The following is a 21,633-nucleotide window of genomic DNA, read 5'->3' on the forward strand; positions in this document are numbered from 1 at the left end:
CGGACTGTTTCATGAAAAGGTTGGCCAACCGGTAACGGAGCCTAAATAAACCAGGAAAAACCAAGGATAAGTAAGCGCTATGACACTGACTGCCCACAAAATTATCGCCTGCTCGTTGTTGCTGCTCAGCGGCGTACCCTTATGGACCAAAGCCAGTGTTGTCATGACAGGGACTCGTATTATTTATCCTGAAGGTACGCGGGAGAAAGTATTGCAGCTCAGTAATAAAGATGATTACCCCAATTTAGTCCAACTCTGGATGGATGATGGCGATAATCAGTCTTCACCAGCAAAAAGTGATGTTCCCTTTACATTGACACCACAGATATTTCGTATGGAACCCCAGAGTGGACAAGTGATACGGCTGTCATATATTGAGCGTAACTTGCCCAAAGATCGTGAATCAGTGTTCTATCTTAACTTTTTGCAGATCCCCGCATTAAAAGCAGATAAGCAGACTGAAAACAAACTGGTTTTGATCGTAAATAATCGGCTGAAGGTCTTTTACCGCCCTGCGGCATTAAAAGAGAACGTCGATACCTTAGGTGAAAAAATCCAAGTCACGCTAGAGGGTGTGACCGGTGATAAAGTCAAAATACATAATCCAACGGGTTATTATATCAGCCTGCGTGATGCCAAATTGGTCAGCAATGGGAAAACCATTTCGTTTGCCACCAGTGAAATGTTTGCCCCCAATTCAACCACCGATTTAGCCTTCCCCTCTGGGGTAAAGGCAAAAAAAGGCGAATTGCTGACGCTGAATGTGGTCAACGATTATGGCACTAACATTCCCTGCAATTATCATTTGTAATCGACCTCCTGATGATAATCGAGAATCGACTCAGGCGTAGGGATAGCCAGTGAGGTTTGCCTCTTGGCTATCCTGCCTGCTCACGCACGGCTTGTTAGTCAGTCATAGCCTGTCAGCAGCGGATGAACATAATCAAGACGAATACGTGTTTGAGGATGCGCTAATCCGCGGTTCCTCCCTCGGCTTAGGCTCTATCTCTCGCTTCAACAAAAAAGATAGTTATGAGGCAGGAAAATACCAAGTTGATCTCTATATGAACAACAAATTTGTCGATCGTGTTGAACTGACATTTATCGCCAAAGGTGATGACGTTGTTCCCTGCCTGTCAGGTGCCCAGTTGCTTCAGGCGGGCGTAGAAGAAGCGGCACTGAAAAGTGCCCATTTGGACGATGAATGCCTGGATTTCAAAACAATTCTGCCTGCCAGCGATTATCATTTTGATTACGCCAAATTACGTTTTGACCTGTCGGTTCCGCAGCTATTTGTTAAAAATATGCCACGGGGCTATGTCGATCCGCGGAATCTCACTTCGGGCGATACTATTGGTTTTAGCAATTACAACTTCAACCAATATCACGTGGGCTATAACAAAGATGGGATTAAGCGCGCCACCGATTCGAGCTATCTGAGCTTGACCAATGGCATCAATGCGGGGATGTGGCGTTTTCGTCAGCAAGGTTCCCTGCGTTATGACCAGATTCGCGGGGCGAACTGGACCTCAAACCGGTTGTATAGCCAGCGCGCACTGCCCTCTATTGGCAGTGAAGTGACCGCCGGTGAGACCTTCAGCTCCGGTCAGTTTTTCTCCAGCATGGGGTTTACCGGCATCGCGCTGGCAACCGATGATCGCATGCTGCCTGAATCACAACGTGGCTACGCTCCTGTGGTGCGCGGCATTGCCAGAACCAACGCCAAAGTGACGGTCTATCAGAATGGTCGGCCCATTTACCAAAGCACGGTTTCACCGGGGCAATTTGAGTTTGATGATCTCTCAGCCACCAACTTCGGTGGTGACTTAACCGTCGAAATTCAAGAAGCTGATGGTAGCCTGAGTACCTTTCAGGTGCCTTTCTCTTCAGTGCCTGAGTCATTGCGACCGGGGTACTCCCGCTACAGTTTTGCGGCTGGCAAGGTCCGTGATCAAGGCAATCATGAACTCTTCAGTGAGCTGACCTATCAGCGTGGCGTCAGTAACGCCATTACGGCAAATAGCGGTTTACGTCTGGCCCCCGGTTATCAAGCCCTCATGCTAGGAGGCGTCTTTACCCACTATATTGGCGCGTTAGGGCTGGATGTCACTTATTCGAAAGCCAATTTGCCTGATGATGAGCAACAGAGTGGCTGGATGGCGCGAGCTGCTTTTAGCCGCACTTTTGAAGCCACCAACACCACACTCTCGGTGGCGGGCTATCGCTACTCAACTGAGGGCTACCGTGATTTGAGCGATGTATTAGGCGTTCGGGCCGCCAGCCATAGCAAAGTCTGGAGCTCCGGCACTTACCAACAGCGCAGTCGCGCTGAAATTTCGCTTAATCAGAGCTTTAACCATTACGGTTCGCTCTATTTGACCGCCTCCTCGCAGGATTACCGCAATGATCGCAAGCGGGATACGCAGTTGCAGCTAGGTTATGCCAATACCCTGTGGCGTGATACCAGCTTCAACCTGGCGGTTTCGCAACAAAAAACCGGGGGCGGCAGCAATGAAATTTACTTTGTCGATCCCGGCAGTGGTATGCCAGCGGCAAATGGCGCCAATCTTCTCGGCGTCAGCGAAACGGTGGTGCAGATGTCCATCTCATTCCCGCTGGGCGGTAGCCCACGAGCGCCCTATATCTCCGCCGGAGCGGTCCATAGCCAAACCAGTGGTGCCAGCTATCAAACATCATTATCAGGGGTGATGGGGGATGACCAGTCGGCCAGTTACAGCATGGATTTCGCCCGCAGTGAGCAGAGCAAAGAGAACACCTTTAGCGGGAGTTTACAAAAACGGTTACCCGTAACCAGCCTGAGCGGCAGTGCATCCAGTAGTCCCGGTTATTGGCAGGGATCGGCCAGTGCACGAGGCTCGGCCGCTTTCCACAGTGGCGGGGTCACGTTGGGGCCGTACCTGAGCGATACCTTTGCCCTAATCGAAGCCAAAGGGGCCAGTGGGGCCAAAGTGATGTACGGGCAAGGTGCACGTATTGACCACTTTGGCTATGCCTTGGTGCCTACCTTGACGCCCTATCGCTACAACACCATTACACTCGATCCCGATGGGATGGACTTCAATACTGAGCTGCAAGACGGCGAGCGGCAGATAGCGCCTTATGCCGGTTCGACGGTGAAAGTGACTTTCCGCACACTGAGTGGATATCCGGTGTTGATTAGCGTCAGACTCGCCGATGGTAGCCAACTGCCGATGGGCACGGTGGTGTATAGCACCGACGGCAGTGCCGATAACGGACATGATGACAACAGTCAGGAACATCAAGTTGGCATGGTCGGACAGGCCAGCCAAGCCTACTTACGAGCGGAAAACCCTCGTGGGACGCTGATTCTGGCATGGGGGGATGCCGCCGATGAGCGGTGTAAACTTGATTACGATTTAGGCACGCCCAAGAACGATCAGCAGCTTTATAAACTCGATGCCTTGTGTGTCGTGACTCAGCCTTGAATCAGAGAAACAGTATGAATCCTATGACGACCCGCCGCGCTACGCTAGATCGACGCCGCCCCCTTTTCTCTCAGTGTATGGGATTATTTTTGGCATTCGGCTTACTGAGCGTTGCGTTACCCAGTTATGCGCAGTGTGTCTGGAAAGGTGCCAATATTGGCGGCGATAACTACGGCGCTTCATTGCAGCTAGGCAATATCAATATGACGAGCAACTATATTCAGCCCGTCGATTCGATTCTGGCCTCTAGCATTGTGAGCCTCGTCCCCGCCCGTTTCTGGGCAGATCCCGAAGCCGTTATCTATGAATGCGATATCGCCGATAAAGAGAGTCTTTTCGAAGTCTTTGCCACCAACGGCGACAGTAATGTCGGCGGCTACACCAATATGGGGGATAACTATTTTCAGACCTTTTTCCCCTATACCGCATTGAAATTGATTCATGTCGATTCAGGTATTGAATTCAGCCGCATCTGGCAACAAGTGCCGCTGAAGAAATTCGATGTAGTTGGAAATAAAATTCAGATTAAAGGCAAGCATTTCAGCCAGATCCGCGCTGAATTAAAAAAGGTGGGTTCAGTGGATCGCAACCCTGGCCCCTCCACTTGGGGATGCCCAGGGCCTGCGGCAGATAACTACTCCGGCAGCTACACCTGCAATCAACCCAACGGGTATGTAGTTTTCAAAGGCCCCGGTATGCCGGTGCCAGAGGCTGGGTATGATTCAGCGACCAATTATCAAACCTGGGGAACTGGGCGCTATATGGCGTTTGGCATGAATACCTCGCCAGTTGCCATCCTGACACGTAAAAATACCTGCGTGGTGCGCAACGTCACGCCTTATGTGGTTTTCCCGATCATCACCGTGAATGAACTCAACGATAACCAAACACGCAGCGCTGATATTACGGTGGATATCGAATGCCAATCTGGTACCGAATCGGGCATTAATAGCGGACAAACGGCGCTGGGTATCCAAACCTCATTGCCGGGCTACCTAAAAGCGCAGGGCTTAGGGTTGGTGAACGCGGCAGGCGGCGTGAGCTATCTGCTCTCCGACCATTATGGTACCGATAATCGCATTGCCACTGGGGTGGGGATCAGCTTAAGTGACAGCAATGGCGCGGCAATGAATTTTGTTGGTTGGGGTGGATGTGTCAGCAACTGTGTCGCCGGTGCCAGCGCGGCCGGTTGGTACCCCATTTTAACCGGAGCCAACGCCAATGGCAGCAGTGCCGCGGGTTATAACGACTACTCTCATCACTTCATCGCCACCTTGAAAAAACTGCCTAACGGCACCCCCACCGCCGGTAAAATTGATGCCACAGCTTACGTTTTGGTGAAAATACAATGAGATACTTTTGTCTGTTGCTACTGATGCTCCTCATCAATCCGCACGCTATGGCCGGTTTAGTCGCAGGGGCGACACGCATGATTTATCAACCTGAGTCACGCGAGCGCACGCTAATGTTGGCGAATACCAATGATTATCCGGTGGTGGTACAGACCTGGATTGATGATGGTGATGTGGACAGCACACCGGATCAGAGCAAAGCACCCTTTATGGTGTTACCGGCGGTCTTTAAAATGCAGCCGGGCGCGGCTCAAGGGCTGCGCATTATCAATAAAGGGGATAACCTGCCCAGCGATCGGGAATCAGTGTATTGGCTAAACTTGTATGAGATACCGCCAAAAACGCGGCGCAACGTTGATGCCCATGCGCAGGTGGCGATGGCGATGAACACCCAGATGAAGATCTTCTATCGCCCCGACGGGTTAACGCCACAACCAGCCGAAGCGCTGAAAAAAGTCAGTTTCACCCTCAAAAAGCAAAATAGTGAATACGTTCTCACGGCCCATAACCCCACGCCATACCATGTCTCTTTCGGCCAAATTCAGTTGAAAAACCAGCAGAAAAGCTATCTGGTCGCCCAAGAGATGGACATGATGGTGATCCCATTCGCTGATCGCCAGTACCATTTTGAACAGCAGCCCACATCACTCAGTGGAGAAGTAACCCTGAATTATATTTATTTCAATGATGCGGGTAATGAGGTTAAAAACAGTCAGTTAGTGAGAGTGACACCGTAACAAGTCGCATTTAGCGCCCTTTTTTCTTACGCCCAGGTTGAGCAAAGCGCTTACGGGACGCGGCGTTACCGTCAGTTTTTTCGGCTTTTTTCGGCCCGCTGATGCTCACTCTTTTCACTTCAACAGTTTTAGCTGGCGCTTTTTTTGCTGGTTTTTCGTCGGACGATGAGTTTTCGATCAGCTTAAATAACTCGATGAGCTCATCGTCGGTCAAATCACGCCATTCACCCTGCGGCAGCCCTTTCAGACTGATATTCATAATGCGTACACGTTCAAGCTTGGTAACTTCATAACCAAAGTGCTTACACATGCGGCGAATCTGGCGATTAAGCCCCTGCACCAAGGTGATACGAAACACAAAGGTCGCTTCTTTCTTCACTTTGCATTTCTTGGTCACCGTTCCCAGCATGGGTACACCCGCGCCCAAACCGAGAATAAATTCGTCAGTTATCGGCTTGTTGACGGTCACCACATACTCTTTTTCGTGATCATTGCCAGCACGCAGGATTTTATTGACCAAATCGCCGTGATTCGTCAGCAAAATCAGCCCTTGCGAGTCTTTATCCAGTCGCCCGATAGGAAAGACCCGTTTGCTGTGGTTAACAAAATCAACGATGTTATTCTGCTCACCATCTTCCGTGGTGCTTATCACACCGACGGGCTTATTCAGCACGATCAGTATCAAGTCTTCTTCATTACGCGGCTCGATAATCTGACCGTTAACTTTCACCACATCTCCGGCAGACACCTGAACGCCAACCGTAGCACGCTTGCCGTTAATAAAAACATTGCCTTGTTCGATGTGGCGATCAGCATCGCGTCGAGAACAGATACCGCTCTCGCTAATGTATTTATTGAGACGAATGGAGGAGTTAGTCAGCATGATACCTTCGCAAAAAGCGGAACTATACCTTATCCGCGTGAGGATGCGAAGCTTGCTGAGGGGAATAATGTGAGCGGCTTAACAAGGGGGATAACTTGCGGGGAAAATAGCAAGTTTGCTGAAAAACAAGCCAATAAGCTCATTCTCTCAGCAAACGCGCATTTATAACGTTTTTCCCCTTTGACACGCCCCTGATACCCCGCTATTATTCGCCTCGTTCACACGATTCCTCTGTAGTTCAGTCGGTAGAACGGCGGACTGTTAATCCGTATGTCACTGGTTCGAGTCCAGTCAGAGGAGCCAAATTAGAGAAGCCCGCTTAGGAAACTAAGCGGGCTTTTTGCGTTTGGAGCGAATTATGGGCGTGTGCAATGAGCGAGGAGCGGAAGTTACCAATTGCTCTCACAGCTGTTGACGGATGCACCTATGGCAAAACAATATGTGTTGTCGCTTAATTTTCCACAGGCACACCAATGTATGTGTGTGAATGGTCAGTTTCGTTTTTCTAAGTCGGCTAATGCATATCTTCCGCGTTCTGCTACTGATAGTGATATATCAGTAGCCAATATATTTGCCAGCTTAAATGCTTCATCACCGATATTATCCAATTCTTTTATGAGCATTTCGCCAGCTATACGCCGAACTATTGGCGAGCGGTCGGTTGTTGCCATCCTCAAAGTATCAATAAAGGGGCGAGTTGTAGCTATTACTCTCTCTTTTAAAGTAGGGATGCGGCGCTGTATGCCATGTACTTTGTCAACCCACTGCCATGTCAGCCCTTCAGCCCAAACGAATTTACTTTCAAACTGACAACGATACGCTTTGGCTCGCAGGGAAGGTTGAATTGATTTTTCTGAAATCTCAGCTATAAATTTATCCAGAGCGGTTGTGCGTCCTGCCTGCACAAATATAGTAGCGACAGGCCCTGATGAGGATGTTAGAAGCCGTTTTTTTAAAGCATTAGCTACTTTCTCCATTAAAACCACTTTCATGAGCACCTCTTTCTCGATATCTTCCATTCTTCCCCAGGAATCCCAGTAAGGAAGAGTTATAAATAAGACATCAACAATAAACTCAGGATCAGATTTTTCAGCAACCAATGGCAAAGCATCACGGGCTGCAGCTCTTACCTGCGGAACCCAGTCATTTAGCTTCCGAACAACTAAAGCTAATAAAAAACTATTTGGTGCCCCATCTGATAGTGTCCTCAGCGCTCTTTCTCGTCTGAAGCCATCAGCGCTACATATGTCCATCCATCTAAGTGATCCTACTTGCTGGAAATCATTATCACTTTCCTTCTGACTATACTGTCGGAGGGAATAGAAAATCTCCGCTCGAATTAATCGTTCCCAATCATCGAGGCCTTTTAAGGATATATTTGAGGTGGCAGTGATGAATTTTGATATATCAGGTCTTATTATTTGATATAGGATATCAAAGGTGAGTGATTTTTTAATAGATTCAATGAGCTCTTGCTGAAGGCTATCCTGCGGTAACATGAGCCAGCTTCCTTTATAAAAAATTTTATGCTTATACTTCTTCTAAAGTGACAAAGAGTTAAAGTCAAGAATCATTTGTTTAATGGATTTTTATTTATATATGGTTCCCCGACGACTGCACAGGAAGGCTCCGTCTTGTGCTTCCAGACCATGCGTCCGCTCATGGCACACAGGGGACACTCAGAGCGATGGCCTGACTGGACGTGCGATGAATTTTGTCCATTGCTGATAAGTTTAGCCCTGCATCTGCACTGCCCGTTGAATAAGTGCTGACACATTCCAACATCAATGCACCGGGGCAACCGTCAAGCTGCTGGCAAATAGCTGTCGTGACGTAATTCCCGCATCATTCTGTGTGATACTATTCGCAGTGCCTAATAGTAGAGTTTTAATGCAGGCTTGATGAGGTAAATCGCATGAGTGATTTTGATTCAATTGATTGGCTGGTTGAACACGGAACAAGCGCGGATCTTAGCGTCGCAAAACATAAAATCGATTGTGCATTGCGTACTAAGCTTGAATCTGAAACTAATTCAGACCGCAATTTCGAATATGGGTCGCTCTGAAAGACAAAGGTTTTGGTTACGTAACATTGGAGATTCCGGCATTGGGAATTAAGAAGGGAATCCAACTCCATGAGGGTCAAAATATCGATGAGATAGCTATAGATATTATCAAGCAGGAGTTTGATGATGATATTTTTGGTCTTTATGGCAAAGACTATGAACCACCACATTCTGATTGGGCAACAAACTTCCCAGAATATACGGATCACGCATGGAGATTTGTAACTGTCTTTACTCCAATATCTCCAGAGATTGAATAATTTTCAGTAATAAAAATGAATGAATCCTTGAGGTAACAATTTTCAACCGATAACTGTCACTCTCCATATTTATGCACACTGAGGCCGCACAACGAACTTTTTACGTCTTTAGTTTACTTCCCAGCGGTTCCGGGATGTTCAAGTGCTTCTGTCCAGCCTAAGGCATCTGAATGTCAGCTCAGAGCGAGGAGCGGACCTTATTGTACAAAGCATGTAGCCAGATTACAGTGAAGCCACTGATTGACAAGTGAGTCAAACCAAACAAGCAGCCAATGAAACAAAACTTCGCCAACTTAACCAAATCTGGATAACTGATCGGTTCATGAGGACAACAAATAATGTCATTCAATAATAAAAAACTGTTAATTACTCTCTTATCCCTCTGCACATTTCAGACTTATGCAGCACAATGCACTGCGGAAATCTTCGCTAAAAACAAACTGAACAACTTCATCCTTCTGAGCCAGCCGACAAGAACTGAAATTCCCAAATCTGTATCAATCACTATTGATAGTCCTGATGGGTATCTTCGCACATCGGTTCAAAGCAACTTCAGTCAATGCGGTGAGTTAATTGGCGGCCGTATGAAAGAGGTCAAAACCTCAACAGGCCAGAAAGCAGTTTTCACGGCAACCTCTGAAATTCAGTTGAATAAAACGGAATTTGGCTGGCGTATCCAAGTGGACTCAAACGGGGTCATAGCCGATAAAAACAGTCAGAAAACCACGCAGGCATATCGGCAGACTCTTGAGGGAATTTACCTGCTTAACGATAAAGGAATTATCAGCCGTGCAGTTAATCGTTCGGTTATCGAGGCCACAAAACCGGAAGATAAAGATAAAACCGTAGTAGGCACAATCGACTACGACTTCAATTCATCAGGATTACTGGCAAGCGCGGCAAGCAAAGGAAGTATGGCGATAGATAATAATACGATTGTATATAGTTATGATGGCAATCATCGCCTGATCAAAACCCAATCACCCTCAACCATAGAAGAGTATGGCTATGATAACGAGGGCCGTGAGTTGACCCTGAGCAAGACCCAGACGTATTTCACCATCGAAAAGAATCTGACCACCTGCGAGGAGTGGAACTCACATGGAGAATGCACACGCGCCAATATGGATATCACAATCACCCCAACTGATCGGACAGGTAAACAGTATGTGGACAAACATAACGCCGTAATGACGGCGAAATATGAATACTGGAACTGACCATTTCACCTGCTACATAAGAAGTCGAAATGGTATTGGATCCGCATCTGGATCCTTTATTTCATCCAGATTCTGAGCTGAACCGCCCCGGTATAGCTTGGTCGAGAGCCGACTTGAGCCAGTACGGCTGTAAGTATCCCTGCAAACGAACCATCAATTTTTAGAGGGCCTCTGGCACTCCAGCTTCCGCTCTTGGCACTGAACAGACTGTCAGATCTCTTTGGATACAGTTCCACTTCGGGCCGACTCTTCGATGCTCGCTCTAGCTACGCTCTCTTACAGGGAACACCATAGTAACGATCACTACATGCCGAGGATCGCTCAAACCATCTTTATTTAACCCGCAACTATTGGTGGTCATTCTGGTGGTCTTGACTGAAAGGGAATTCAGGTTCAGCTTACTAATCAGCCAATTAATGGCGTAGTCATCTGCCTGACCGGTTGCCACCCGTCGCGTCGTTGGGTCGTCGTGCCATTGGGCCAGTAGCCAGATTCGTCAGTCGGCTTAAAATTCGGTATCATCCGCACCCACTCTCCATCCGGGTCGCCTGATGTCTAAGATTATCGATACCTTTATTGCCCCGCCGTGCCATGACAAGATAGAGACGCTCTATCAGGACGATCACCTGGTGCTTATCAATAAACCCGCCGGGCTACTCAGCCTCTCGGGGAAAAATCCGCAAAATCTCGATTCGGTACATCATCGGCTGGTACAGATATTCCCCGGCTGCACCCTCGTCCACCGTTTGGATTTCGGTACTTCCGGGCTGATGGTGATTGCCCGCAATAAGGCTATCAATGCCGCCCTCTGCCAACAGTTCAGCCAGCGCACAGTGACCAAAGTTTACAGCGCACTGCTCTGCGGACATCCGGACAACAACGAAGGGGTGATAGACGCTGCTATTGCCAAAGACCCGGCACTGTTCCCGTTGATGTCAATTTGCGCAATCCACGGCAAGCCCGCTCGCTCCCGCTATCGGGTCGTTGAGCGCTTTTATCATGAGTTGGAAGACGAAACGTTACTGCCATTGACGCGGGTACAGCTAACCCCGGAAACCGGGCGCACTCATCAACTCCGCATCCACTGTCAGCTGTTGGGCCACCCTATTTTGGGTTGTGATCTGTATGGCGGTCGCCTGCTGCCAGGTACCGAACAAACACCACGGCTGATGCTGCACGCCAGTGAGCTGCATTTTGTTCATCCCATTAGCGAAGAGTGGATCAAAGCCCGTAATACCAGCCCATTCTGAACGCAAAAGTCGCCATGAACTGGCTGAACATAAAATCTTAATGAAAAGCCCTGAGGGGCTTTTCATACTTAACCATTTGAAAACGTTAATTACCACATCAAATCATCAGGCACTTTAAAATCGGCATAGGGATCGTCTTCATCTTGCTCTTCATGACTAAGCGCACTATTTAATACAATACTGTTCGCATCTCGCTGCGCAATTTTATCGGCTACGACTGCGGGGATAATGGCGTACTCACTCTCACCACTGTTATCAACAACCAAACGAGCAATGGCAAGACGGCCACTAATCAGCTGAGCTTGAGTAAGCTTATCCACAACTAATTTTTTAATTAAATTATTATCTGTGAAGTTAAAACCAATATTGCCTTTTGAAATGTCGATTCTATTCATTTCAATAAGCTGCTTCACCTGAGCTTTGTACTCTTTAGATAAAGCAGCTTGTTTTTGTTGTTCGCTTAGCTGTTTATCACGCTCAAGTTGTGCTTTTTTATTTTCTTCCACAACCTCTCTGGCCTCACGCGCCTGAACTCGTGATTTTTTAGCCGTTCTTTGGACTTTGGCCATTTTTTTACTGGTCACTAATCCCGCTTTTAGCATCTGCTCTTGTAAGGTGAGTTTTGTCATCTTCGTTTCTAAGCCAGTTGGATAATTTGTGGGATTATACCTGTAATTCTTGGGGCTGTACCAGATCGCAGGATCTGCTCTCGGAATTAGGCACAACACTTAGTTAACAATGTATGCTTCCGGCGACTAAGCAGTAAAAGCCTTGGACGGCTAAGGGGGAGGAACGGACGCGGGTTACTCCCAAAATAACTCGAAAGTGTCTAGATTATCCGTGGCTATTTATTCATCATAAGCAACACCGATGATCACCACTATCAATACAATCATATTGTAGAGCTCATTGCTTAAGGGAGAACATATGGCTCGTAGGACAGAATTAGCAGGGATCGCAAACGGCATGATTGGCTCATTCAATAGCAGAAATAATGATGTCGGTGGCTACTGGGCCATTGGGCAGTTGAAATCATATGCGACCATAAATGGTTTCAGTAAAGTTATGTTCAACCTGATCTTAAATGAATCAATGCCCGAGATCAGATTGCTCAACAAGGTGATAAGCAACTATTCCATCAAGTTAAGCACCCTATTAAAGTTACAAAGCATTCCAACCAGTTGGGTCCAGAGTGCAACTATAACTATCCAATTTACCGGGGCGGCACCAACACCGAAGGAAGTATTTCGTAATTCGTTAGGTGATTTTTATCGTTGTACTTGCGACATAGTTGATGACAGAGGAAAGTGTTATATCGCAAGTGACTATGGCTTTTGCAAACCACACTCGGAACATAGTGAACTGAAGCGTAATGATTATATAGGCATTTTATCCTCTCATGGTCACAAAATTCGCTGTTCCGACTGATTTGACCACTGGGAAACGTAATATCCCTTTTACTATTTATAGTGAAAATGGACGCTTGTTTTTCCATAATTCAAAAGGAAATCTCATCGAATCAATAGTAAATCAGCAACGGCGTTTTATCCGCATAATGGTGCTATGAATGCGAGAGTTTTGATAGGAATATCTGAGAAAGTTTATACGAACGGTTTGCTTGAGATAATGGTCTTCTAGTGATGTAGAGTAGTGGTTGTTCAATCTGACAGTAGGCTAAGAGCGAAAAATGGACATAACCAGCTAATACCGAAGCCATCTTAACCGCTATTCGAAAGAATCTATATTTATCAGTGGCGATTCATTCCATTGACATCAGGAAACATCGTAAGGGCCTTGTGAAACATCAGATAATTCATATCTTCTTAATATTTACTGGGTTAGTTAACACTGAGTATGCACTGGCGAATTCACCAAAAAAATAGCACAGGTAGTTTTCCTGTGCCTGCGGCGGGCCGTAATAAGAAAAAATTAACCAGTTACTTTTGATAAAACAAACTGAGCAAGACCTATGATTAAATAAAAATTAAATACCATCAATATTAATACCTGAATCAAAAAAACAATCCACGCAAGAACGCCTAAAAAAGTAATTTTATTTTTTCTTAATGTAAACGTTATTCCAGACAACACCATTACTGACAATAAAAATCTAAAAAATAAAATAACATAAAATAAATAAAAGTTTAATTGAACAGCAACAACACCCATTCCACCAAGAAGAAGACTACCAAAAACACCAATGCCCCAGAATGTAAAAGCTAAACTAAACTTGCCTGTTACTAGATTTTTGAAAAAAGCCATTTATTCAATCCTTGGTTAATGGTTAATCTGATTTAATCTTTTCGCATAAGGGAATAATCGGCTAACAAACTATTTTTGTGGCGTCATCTGATTATGTCTCTAATCCCGAATCCTTCAGCCGCTGCCATCCCCCGTCGGGATTATTGCTCAGTGTGCCCGCTAGTATCAAGCTTACGCGCTGAGTCTGTGCAATCTAGAGGAGATGATAGCGGAGCAGGAGTATCTGGTATTCGATGATTTCCGGTCTAACACCGCCGAAATGACTGATGTGTAGGGCCTGTAGTAGCGCAGTTCAATTCAATCAAAAAACCAACACGTCGAATTCTTGCTCCCTACCACTGCTTAATCATCACAGAAAAAACTGAAGTTTTAGTCAGTCATGGCCGTTAACTAATTGGAAGACTTTGGGCTTTCAATTTAATGCAGCTTTGCAGGGTGTTTTAAAACGCCGTGTTGACCGATCTGGCCAGTAAGGAATTGGCCGTGTTCAGTTTCATTACCGGGGGTCAGAGTGATTAAAATCAATGTGTTATCTTCCACCACTCATACGCAGTATGAAAATAAAAATAGTCACCCTAAAAAGGATAACGAAAGCTTACAGACCGAAGATCGGTCAAGTTCAACTGGCTCAAGTGAGAGTAGTCATTTGTCCTCCTTATCCCAGCAGTTAAGTGATGCGGCTTTGCGCGCGGAAGAGCGTGATTCGAAAATGGGCCGACAGGAGTTATCGGCAAAATCCCGCGCCTTGCTGAGTGAGATCACCGGAATGGGGTACTACAACGGTAGAAAATCTTACGATCAAGAAGTCCCTGATACCCAAAACCCTGAATTATTGGCACGAGCCAAACAGGCCACCGCTTTTACTAATGACCATGGAAACAATCCATTTAAAGGCATGTCACGTGAGCAACTGGACTTAATTGCCTACGATAACAGTGGTTTGTTTACCATGAATGAGCGCCGAGCCGCATGGCAGGAATCATACGATCAAGAAGAGAGCTGGCGGGTTATGGTCGTCGCTCAGAGTAAAATCGAGTGGGATCAAGGTGAATTCAAGCAGACCAATTTCTTTAAATCTGTTTTGAAGCATTATGAAGAGTTACCCAAAATAGAGCAGGCCCAATATCCGGAAGATTATGTGGCCAGACTGCAATATCTGATCAAAATGGATTACAACTTTGCCACCGGTGAAGCCGGTAATGGTCAAGAACAGCGTCAAGCAGTCTGGGATATGATGATGATAAATAGCGCTGAAGGGAGCCAAAAACTCACTTCAGCCTGGGATACTGACCTTAATTAAGCCGTGAGCAAATAGGCCATTAATCAGTTGGCAGTGCGACTCATCATCAGGGATCGGAGTATTAACGATGGATAACCAGAGTAATTCCTGCCATGGTCCGCTTCTTTAATCAGCAAATTTGGCAGAAATATACATTGGGCTTAATGCTGCTTATGCTGGCATCCATTGCCTTGCTCAGCTTAAATAGCGTTCAGCGGCATGTTCTTGCGCAAAGCCCGCCAACATGGCTTGTCTGGTGCTCTGATGCGCCTCCCACTGTTCAAGATTATGCAGCGGTGGAATGGTTACTGATTCGCGACGATCAAACCCGACCAACGCCGCATCAACCAATTCGCCGACGTCCATCACCCCAGTAATCGTATTGATATCAGTGCCTGCTCGTTGCCAAATCTCCGTCCGCGTCGCGGCGGGCAACACCGCCTGAACATAAACGCCTTTGGCCGCAAGCTCAAGACTCAGCCCCTGAGAGAGAAAGAGCACGAACGCCTTAGTGGCACCGTACACCGTCAAACCGAACTCCGGTGCCAAACCGACAACCGAGCCAATATTAATGATGGCCCCCTCACCCGCTGCCGCCAAACGTGGGGCCACCGCGCTAGCCAGCCGGACCAGCGCAGTGGTGTTAAGAGCAACTAGCCCTGCTATATCGTCAGTAGTCTGCTCAATGAAACTTCCCCCCACATTCATGCCCGCATTGTTTACCAAAATTCCGATGTGGTGATCGTCGCGCAGCCGCGCCTCTATCGTGGCAAGTTCTGCCGCCTGGGTGAGATCCGCCGGTAAAACATCTACAGTAACGCCATTTTCCTGGCGAAGTCGGGCCGCCAAGACGTCCATCCGCGCACCATCGCGGGCCACTAAAACGAGGTCGTGTCCACGACGCGCAAAACGTTCAGCATAGGTGGCACCAATGCCAGATGATGCGCCAGTAATAAGAACCGAGGGGATCGTGCTCATGAGTTTGCTCTCTTGTGGGTGATTTTATAAATGACGCATGTCATTTATACTGAATATATGACGACCACCATGTAAGTGTCAACAACGCAGCAAAAACGAATTGAGTTAGAGACCATCAGTTGAGAAGCCATTTTTAGGAGGAGCGGGTAGCGCGGATATCAGTTCTGCCGGAAAAAACAATGTTGGGAGAGCACGGCATCTAAGCCATGATTACGCAGATCAATGGCTTAGATACCCAAACGGGGATAGTGGTTACGAGTTTATGGCTTTTTTGGAATCCAGCGCACTGTGGATCGCTGCTTCCAATTCATTGACTTCGAATTTTGCTACGTAGGCATCAGCCCCGACTTTGCGGACATGATCTTCATTCGCACTGCCCGATAACGATGAATGGATAATCACCGGAATATTTTTCAGGAACTCATCGCGTTTAATATTCAGCGTCAATGTAAAGCCGTCCATCTCTGGCATTTCCAAATCGGTTAGCACAAATGCGATTTTATCCGAGATAGGCTTGCCTTCCGCCCGCGCCTCATCGGCCATCTTACGAATCTTATTCCACGCCTCCAGACCGGTGATATGCATCACGGCGGGAATATCCATCATCTTCAAGCCTTGTTCTAGCATCGAACGTGCCACCTTAGAGTCTTCAGCCACAATGGCGACTGAACCCGGCTTCAGATCAAATGCCTTGGTCTTCGTGCTGTCGATTTGGACATTGCGCTTCGGGGGAATAATGTCATACAAAATCTGTTCAACATCCAGCACCAAAGCCAGACGGTTACTTGCAGTGTCGTTATCCAGCCGCGCAATGCTGGTGATATTGCGACTCTTAACACCGGCATCAGCAGCCAGCACCTGACTCCATTCAAGGCGGACAATATCATCAACCGACTCCACTGCGAATGCCTGAGTACTACGGGCATATTCGGTCACCAGCAGAATGTTTAATCCAGTTTTTGGCTCACAGCCGACAATCGCTGGGAGATCAATGACAGGAATAATCTCCCCGCGAATATTCGCCATCCCCATCATTGGCGATGCCATGCCCGCCGCCTTGGTGAGTGTAGGCATAGGCACAATTTCACGCAGCTTAAACACGTTGATCCCGAACAGCTCGGATTTCTCTTCATCTTGCGACTCGCCCAAGCGGAACAGCAACAGCTCAAAGCGGTTCGATGAAGTGAGGTTAGTTCTCTCCTCTATCTCTTTTTGAAAATTATCCATACTTTCCCCAATGCGAATGAAGAGTGATAAGTGGTAACCAGGCGAATTAAGTCATTCGGAAAATAAGGAATAACATTCTGCTTATCTCTTTATCGGCAATGGGTGGGAAATGCTTAATCATTTCCCCGCGAACATCCTGTCACTGAGAAAATCGATAAACACCCGTAGTTTTGGGGTCATATAGCGCCCTGAAGGCCATACCACATGGATATTGATGGTGCGCTTTACGTAGTCACCGAGAATGGTGCGCAACTTGCCATCCAAGAGTGCATTCCCCATCGAAAAATCAGGTAGACAGGCGATGCCTAATCCCCGCAGAGCAAAGCACATTCTGGTTTCAATGTTATTGCACACCATCGAAATGGGGATACGCAGATCAGCTTCACCGGATAAGGGCCAGGTTTCTAATTTACCGCTGTTGGGGAAACGATAATGCAGGCAAATATGATCAGCCAAATCAGTGGGATGCCGCGGCTCACCATGCTGCGCCAGATACTTGGGCGATGCCACCAGTAGCATCTCGGACTGCCCCAGTTTGCGGGCCGACAGACGAGAGTCTGTCAGTTCACCGGTACGAACCACGGCGTCAAACCCCTCTTCGACGATATCGACAATCCGATCGGAGAAATCGAGATCCAACTCAATATCTGGATACGCACGCATAAAATCAGCCAATACCGGTAACAGCAGTGTACTTACCAAGGGAAAACTGACGCGTAATCTGCCGCGCGGCCTATCGGTAAGCTGCGACATCTCAAGCTCTGCTGACTCTACCTCGGCCAAAATTCGCCGGCTGCGCTCAAGAAAAAGAGTGCCTTCAGAGGTCAATGTGATGCTGCGGGTACTACGATGAAATAGTCTCACCCCTAAGCGAGCTTCAAGACGCGCGATACTCTTACCCACTGCCGAGGCTGAAACACCTAAAAGACGTCCCGCCATAACAAAACTGCGGGTTTCAGCCACTTGCACAAAAACCGTCAGGCTACTCAGGCTATCCATCACACCTCCCATTGCGGACTTAACTGTCCGCTTACAGTGGAAATCTACCCTACTTTTTCCTTATTACGTAGTTATCTATTGTTGTATGGCTTTCTATTGATAAGTTATTACGCAGGGTTAAGCCATATTCATTCAGATTAAGGAATTACTATGTCCGCAAGTTCGTTAGCGTCAATACCGACAGAACATCTGGCTGCCAGAGTCAATGCTGTCATTGATCAAGCACTCGCCGCGCAACGTCTGGTCGGTACTGTTGTCATGATTGCCCTTAACGGTGAAAGATTTTTTAGTCGAGCAGCAGGATTAGCGGATCGCAAAACAGAACAACCCATGGCGGCCGACACCCTATTCCGTTTAGCGTCCATCAGTAAGCCGATTGTCTCCACTGCCGCAATGGTGCTGATATCACAGGGTAAACTGAATCTTGATGAGGACATTCGCCGCTGGCTACCTGATTTTCAGCCACGGCTGGCAGACGGTGAATCAGCCACGATTACTGTCCGTCAGTTGCTCAGCCATACCGCTGGATTGAACTATCGCTTTTTAGAGGCCGATCAGCACGGCCCTTATGCCGTCGCGGGTATTTCGGACGGTATGGACTCGTCGGAGATCACGCTGGCTGAAAATATGCGCCGACTGGCGAGTGTGCCGCTGCATTACGTGCCGGGAACCGCATGGGGTTATTCACTGGCGATTGATGTCTTAGGTGCGGTTATCGAACAAGTCTGCGACCAGCCTTTGGATAAGGCCATCCATGCTCTGGTTACCCAGCCGCTGCAAATGAGTGATACCAATTTTTTTGCCCACGATGTCAGTCGGTTAGCCACAGCTTACGTCAGTGACTCCCCAGCGCCACACCCATTACAGGAAGGCGAATTTGTTGCGGCTTTTCCAGAGACTGTCGGGATTGAGTTTTCCCCCGCCCGCGCACTCAACCGTCAGGCATTTCCTTCCGGTGGTGCGGGGATGATGGGTAGTGCTGGGGATGTGCTCCGTTTGCTGGAGACCCTCCGTCAGGGCGGAGAGCCAATACTCACTGCCGCGCTGGTCGATGAGATGGGCCGTGATCAAACGGAGGGAATGTTACTACCAGATGCCCCCGGCCTGGGTTTTGGTCTGGGCTTTTCCGTCTTGCGCGATCCCGTTGCGGCCGCCACGCCTGAATCCGTCGGGACATGGCGCTGGGGCGGTGCTTATGGCCACGCATGGTTTGTTGACCGGGCTCAGGGCTTAAGTGTGGTGGCGTTGACCAATACCTTATACGAAGGGATGTCCGGGCAATTCGTCAATGACTTGCGCGATGCGGTTTATGGCGTTGGGGCTATACGATGAAAGCGCCAGTGACGATGCCCGCCTTCCCGCTGGGGGCCTTACTGGCGCTGGCAATGACGGGCTTTATTGCCATTATGACGGAGACGCTGCCTGCGGGGTTATTGCCGCAAATTAGTGAAGGGCTGGACGTCTCACCAGCACTGGCCGGGCAACTGGTGACACTCTATGCGCTAGGTTCATTACTGGCGGCTATCCCGTTGATTACCCTCACTCGCGGTTGGAATCGGCGCAAAGTATTGCTCAGCGCGATTGTGGGATTTTTCTTGTTCAATACGCTGACCACGCTTTCGCCTTGGTTCACCCTGACCCTACTGGCTAGGTTTATGGCTGGAGCCGCTGCTGGTCTGGCTTGGGGGCTTATCGCTGGCTATGCACGGCGCATGGTACAACCTCATCAGCAAGGGCGCGCGATGGCTGTTGCTATGAGCGGTACCCCTATAGCATTGGCACTGGGTGTACCACTGGGGACTTGGCTGGGAACGGCGCTAAGTTGGCGCAGTTCGTTTGCTATTATGTCGGGATTAACGCTATTACTGATCATTTGAGTCATCGCGAAGGTGCCAGACTTCCCAGGGCAATCATCCCGACAACAGCAACCAGTACGTAAAGTCTTTACCACTCCCGGTGTGCGACCCGTTTTATTGGTGATTGTCCTGTGGATGCTGGCACACAATATTCTCTACACCTATATTGCGCCGTTTATCACCCCTGCCGGCTTAGGGAATCAGGTAGATAAAGTGTTGCTGGTATTCGGTATCAGCGCTCTGGCCGGTATAGGGTTAACCGGTTTGGTGGTCGATCGCTGGCTACGGGGTGCAGTATTACTGAGCTTGGGGGCTTTTGTGCTGGCGGCATTGGTCATGGCAGTTGCCGGAGCCTCCCCCCTCGCCATTTATGGCAGCATGGTGCTATGGGGATTGAGCTTTGGTGGCGCACCCACATTGCTGCAAACGGCCTCGGCAGATGCCGCAGGGCAAGATGCCGATGTCGCGCAATCGATGATTGTGGTGGCATGGAATTTGGCTATCGCGGCTGGCGGTATCACTGGTGGTCTGCTGTTACAAGGTGCGAGTGCGGCGAGCTTCCCATGGGCGGTGTTAGGGCTATTACTCATCGGGTTAACCGTCGTCTGGCAGACTCGACAACACGGATTCAAACCAGGGACTCGTGCCGTGATATGTACCGCAAAGTGTTGAAATGATAGAAAATATAACCTCCTGCTATTGAGTAGGCGGTTATATTCACTAATTGGCGTAGATTATTTTGTCCGCATACAGCTTTTCAATTTCTTGTTTATGGAGATTCTTTTTCTTATCTGTAACGATAATATCAATGTCATTGATATCACTTATCTTCATTAATCCACTTTGCCCAAATTTACTTGAGTCACATAAAATCACTTTCTGCCGACCCATCGACAACATTTTTTTGGCAATACGCCCTTCGTCCAGATTTTTAACCATCACGCCGAAATCACTGTCTATTCCCCCGACCCCTACGAACGAGAAATCAGTGTGGATATCGCGCATTTGTTCAATTGTCTGAATACCCAGATTGGCTTTATAGGTGTGATTATATTCGCCGCCCAAGACATGGACAATCGCCATGTTATTTTTGCTTTTAATTTGATCGGCAATTAATGATGAATTAGTAAAAACAGTTAATTTAACCAGAGGCAGGAACGAGGCGAAAATAAGTGTCGTGGTACAAGAGTCTATATATAATGAATCGTTTTCTGTCACCAGCGATGCGGCATATTTGCCGATCAACATTTTCTCTGACCGATTTAAATCCATGCGTTGAGCAAAACTGCCCTCTTGGATATTCTGAACTTTTATCGCGCCACCGTGAACTTTAGTGACTTCACCACTTTGTTCCAAACAGGAGAGATCCCGCCGAATAGTCTCAGAAGTTACGCCCAATTCTTCGGAAAGCTCAATAACAGAAACCTCGCCTAGGCTATCAAGCTTTTCTAGAATAAATTGTTTACGTTTGATCTGATTCATAAGGATAACGACCTGACCCTTTGCGATACAATGGAGGCTATTCTACTCAACTATCGGTTGAAACAAAAGAAATCGTCTGCAACAAAAGGCGATTCAATCACTGGCATTCGCCATTGCTACCCCAACCGCTGAAAACTGGAACATACTGATATCATTTTCCTGATCGCCAATACTCACTACCGATTGCGAAGGTATATTTAGATGTTGGCACAAATGGTGTAATGCTTTGCCTTTACTGATCCCCTAACTCATTATTTCATAATAGTGATCACGGGTTTTACTCAGTGAATATTGGCGGTGAATTTCTCGCGCTATC

18 protein-coding genes, 1 tRNA gene and 2 pseudogenes are annotated in these 21,633 nt (G+C 47.7%); 12 read left to right on the plus strand and 9 right to left on the minus strand.

Features of this window, described 5'->3' with window-relative positions:
* Positions 1 to 79: 79 nt before the first annotated feature.
* Genes ACZ76_RS01415 through ACZ76_RS01430 form a run of 4 tightly spaced genes read left to right on the plus strand, consistent with a single transcriptional unit; the run spans position 80 to position 5,556 of the window.
* Complete coding sequence (locus ACZ76_RS01415; RefSeq protein WP_048616136.1) at positions 80 to 811, plus strand: fimbrial biogenesis chaperone; 732 nt, start codon at positions 80 to 82, stop codon at positions 809 to 811.
* A 49-nt stretch (positions 812 to 860) separates the two neighbouring features.
* Complete coding sequence (locus ACZ76_RS01420) at positions 861 to 3,467, plus strand: fimbria/pilus outer membrane usher protein (RefSeq protein WP_048616138.1); 2,607 nt, start codon at positions 861 to 863, stop codon at positions 3,465 to 3,467.
* A gap of 14 nt (positions 3,468 to 3,481) precedes the next feature.
* Positions 3,482 to 4,819 carry a fimbrial protein gene (locus ACZ76_RS01425; RefSeq protein ID WP_048616140.1) on the plus strand — a complete coding sequence of 446 codons (1,338 nt, stop codon included), beginning with the start codon at positions 3,482 to 3,484 and terminating at the stop codon, positions 4,817 to 4,819.
* The gene (locus tag ACZ76_RS01430; RefSeq protein ID WP_048616142.1) at positions 4,816 to 5,556 is read left to right on the plus strand and encodes a fimbrial biogenesis chaperone; all 741 of its coding nucleotides are present in this window, start codon (positions 4,816 to 4,818) and stop codon (positions 5,554 to 5,556) included. Before ACZ76_RS01425 ends, ACZ76_RS01430 begins: the two co-directional genes overlap by 4 nt.
* Positions 5,557 to 5,566: 10 nt before the next feature.
* On the opposite strand, the gene rluF is transcribed toward ACZ76_RS01430, so the two are convergent.
* Positions 5,567 to 6,439, minus strand: coding sequence for a 23S rRNA pseudouridine(2604) synthase RluF (gene rluF / locus ACZ76_RS01435; RefSeq protein ID WP_048616143.1), 873 nt, complete (start codon positions 6,437 to 6,439; stop codon positions 5,567 to 5,569).
* A 227-nt stretch (positions 6,440 to 6,666) separates the two neighbouring features.
* Between rluF and ACZ76_RS01440 the strand changes: the two genes are divergently transcribed.
* Positions 6,667 to 6,742, plus strand: a tRNA-Asn gene (locus ACZ76_RS01440).
* Positions 6,743 to 6,930: 188 nt separating this feature from the next.
* On the opposite strand, the gene ACZ76_RS01445 is transcribed toward ACZ76_RS01440, so the two are convergent.
* Entirely contained in the window at positions 6,931 to 7,938 is a 1,008-nt protein-coding gene (locus ACZ76_RS01445) for a hypothetical protein (RefSeq protein ID WP_048616145.1), read from the minus strand.
* Positions 7,939 to 8,545: 607 nt separating this feature from the next.
* Between ACZ76_RS01445 and ACZ76_RS01450 the strand changes: the two genes are divergently transcribed.
* From ACZ76_RS01450 to ACZ76_RS01460, 3 genes are all read left to right on the plus strand, one after another.
* Positions 8,546 to 8,764: a hypothetical protein gene (locus tag ACZ76_RS01450; RefSeq protein WP_048616147.1), complete on the plus strand. Its 219-nt coding sequence runs from the start codon at positions 8,546 to 8,548 to the stop codon at positions 8,762 to 8,764.
* Positions 8,765 to 9,102: 338 nt separating this feature from the next.
* A complete protein-coding gene (locus tag ACZ76_RS01455) occupies positions 9,103 to 9,984 on the plus strand; it encodes a hypothetical protein (RefSeq protein ID WP_048616149.1) in 882 nt (293 codons plus the stop codon).
* A gap of 551 nt (positions 9,985 to 10,535) precedes the next feature.
* On the plus strand, positions 10,536 to 11,234 hold the full coding sequence (locus tag ACZ76_RS01460) for an RluA family pseudouridine synthase (protein ID WP_048616151.1): 699 nt from the start codon (positions 10,536 to 10,538) through the stop codon (positions 11,232 to 11,234).
* A gap of 89 nt (positions 11,235 to 11,323) precedes the next feature.
* Here ACZ76_RS01460 and ACZ76_RS01465 read toward each other — a convergent pair whose 3' ends face one another.
* A complete protein-coding gene (locus ACZ76_RS01465) occupies positions 11,324 to 11,863 on the minus strand; it encodes a DUF2058 domain-containing protein (protein WP_048616153.1) in 540 nt (179 codons plus the stop codon).
* A gap of 298 nt (positions 11,864 to 12,161) precedes the next feature.
* Between ACZ76_RS01465 and ACZ76_RS01470 the strand changes: the two genes are divergently transcribed.
* Complete coding sequence (locus ACZ76_RS01470) at positions 12,162 to 12,662, plus strand: hypothetical protein (protein WP_048616155.1); 501 nt, start codon at positions 12,162 to 12,164, stop codon at positions 12,660 to 12,662.
* Positions 12,663 to 13,163: 501 nt separating this feature from the next.
* On the opposite strand, the gene ACZ76_RS01475 is transcribed toward ACZ76_RS01470, so the two are convergent.
* The gene (locus ACZ76_RS01475) at positions 13,164 to 13,496 is read right to left on the minus strand and encodes a hypothetical protein (RefSeq protein WP_048616157.1); all 333 of its coding nucleotides are present in this window, start codon (positions 13,494 to 13,496) and stop codon (positions 13,164 to 13,166) included.
* Positions 13,497 to 14,007: 511 nt separating this feature from the next.
* Between ACZ76_RS01475 and ACZ76_RS01480 the strand changes: the two genes are divergently transcribed.
* A complete protein-coding gene (locus tag ACZ76_RS01480) occupies positions 14,008 to 14,796 on the plus strand; it encodes a hypothetical protein (protein ID WP_053082168.1) in 789 nt (262 codons plus the stop codon).
* 174 nt (positions 14,797 to 14,970) lie between these two features.
* Here the strand turns inward: ACZ76_RS01480 and ACZ76_RS01485 are convergent, their stop codons facing one another.
* From ACZ76_RS01485 to ACZ76_RS01495, 3 genes are all read right to left on the minus strand, one after another.
* Positions 14,971 to 15,753, minus strand: coding sequence for an SDR family NAD(P)-dependent oxidoreductase (locus tag ACZ76_RS01485; RefSeq protein WP_048616159.1), 783 nt, complete (start codon positions 15,751 to 15,753; stop codon positions 14,971 to 14,973).
* Between the two features lie 252 nt (positions 15,754 to 16,005).
* Positions 16,006 to 16,980, minus strand: a complete 975-nt coding sequence (locus ACZ76_RS01490; protein ID WP_048616161.1) for a chemotaxis protein — start codon at positions 16,978 to 16,980, stop codon at positions 16,006 to 16,008.
* A 117-nt stretch (positions 16,981 to 17,097) separates the two neighbouring features.
* Complete coding sequence (locus ACZ76_RS01495) at positions 17,098 to 17,979, minus strand: LysR family transcriptional regulator (RefSeq protein ID WP_048616163.1); 882 nt, start codon at positions 17,977 to 17,979, stop codon at positions 17,098 to 17,100.
* Positions 17,980 to 18,129: 150 nt separating this feature from the next.
* Here ACZ76_RS01495 and ACZ76_RS01500 point away from each other — a divergent pair, with 150 nt between their 5' ends.
* Both ACZ76_RS01500 and ACZ76_RS01505 read left to right on the plus strand, forming a co-directional pair.
* Positions 18,130 to 19,311 (plus strand): serine hydrolase domain-containing protein, encoded by a 1,182-nt coding sequence (locus ACZ76_RS01500; protein WP_048616165.1) that lies wholly within the window; start codon positions 18,130 to 18,132, stop codon positions 19,309 to 19,311.
* Positions 19,308 to 20,507 (plus strand): annotated as a pseudogene (locus ACZ76_RS01505) (MFS transporter). The gene ACZ76_RS01500 and the pseudogene ACZ76_RS01505 overlap by 4 nt, the downstream one beginning before the upstream one ends.
* Positions 20,508 to 20,555: 48 nt before the next feature.
* On the opposite strand, the gene ACZ76_RS01510 reads toward ACZ76_RS01505, so the two are convergent.
* Together ACZ76_RS01510 and ACZ76_RS19660 are read right to left on the minus strand one after the other, a co-directional pair.
* Positions 20,556 to 21,317 (minus strand): DeoR/GlpR family DNA-binding transcription regulator, encoded by a 762-nt coding sequence (locus ACZ76_RS01510; protein ID WP_048616167.1) that lies wholly within the window; start codon positions 21,315 to 21,317, stop codon positions 20,556 to 20,558.
* A 96-nt stretch (positions 21,318 to 21,413) separates the two neighbouring features.
* Positions 21,414 to 21,617: pseudogene (locus ACZ76_RS19660) on the minus strand (HAD-IIB family hydrolase); the annotation flags it as partial.
* Between the last annotated feature and the right edge of the window lie 16 nt (positions 21,618 to 21,633).

Origin of the sequence: Yersinia aleksiciae (genome assembly GCF_001047675.1) — a bacterium.
In the GTDB taxonomy this organism is placed as follows: Bacteria; Pseudomonadota; Gammaproteobacteria; order Enterobacterales; family Enterobacteriaceae; genus Yersinia; species Yersinia aleksiciae.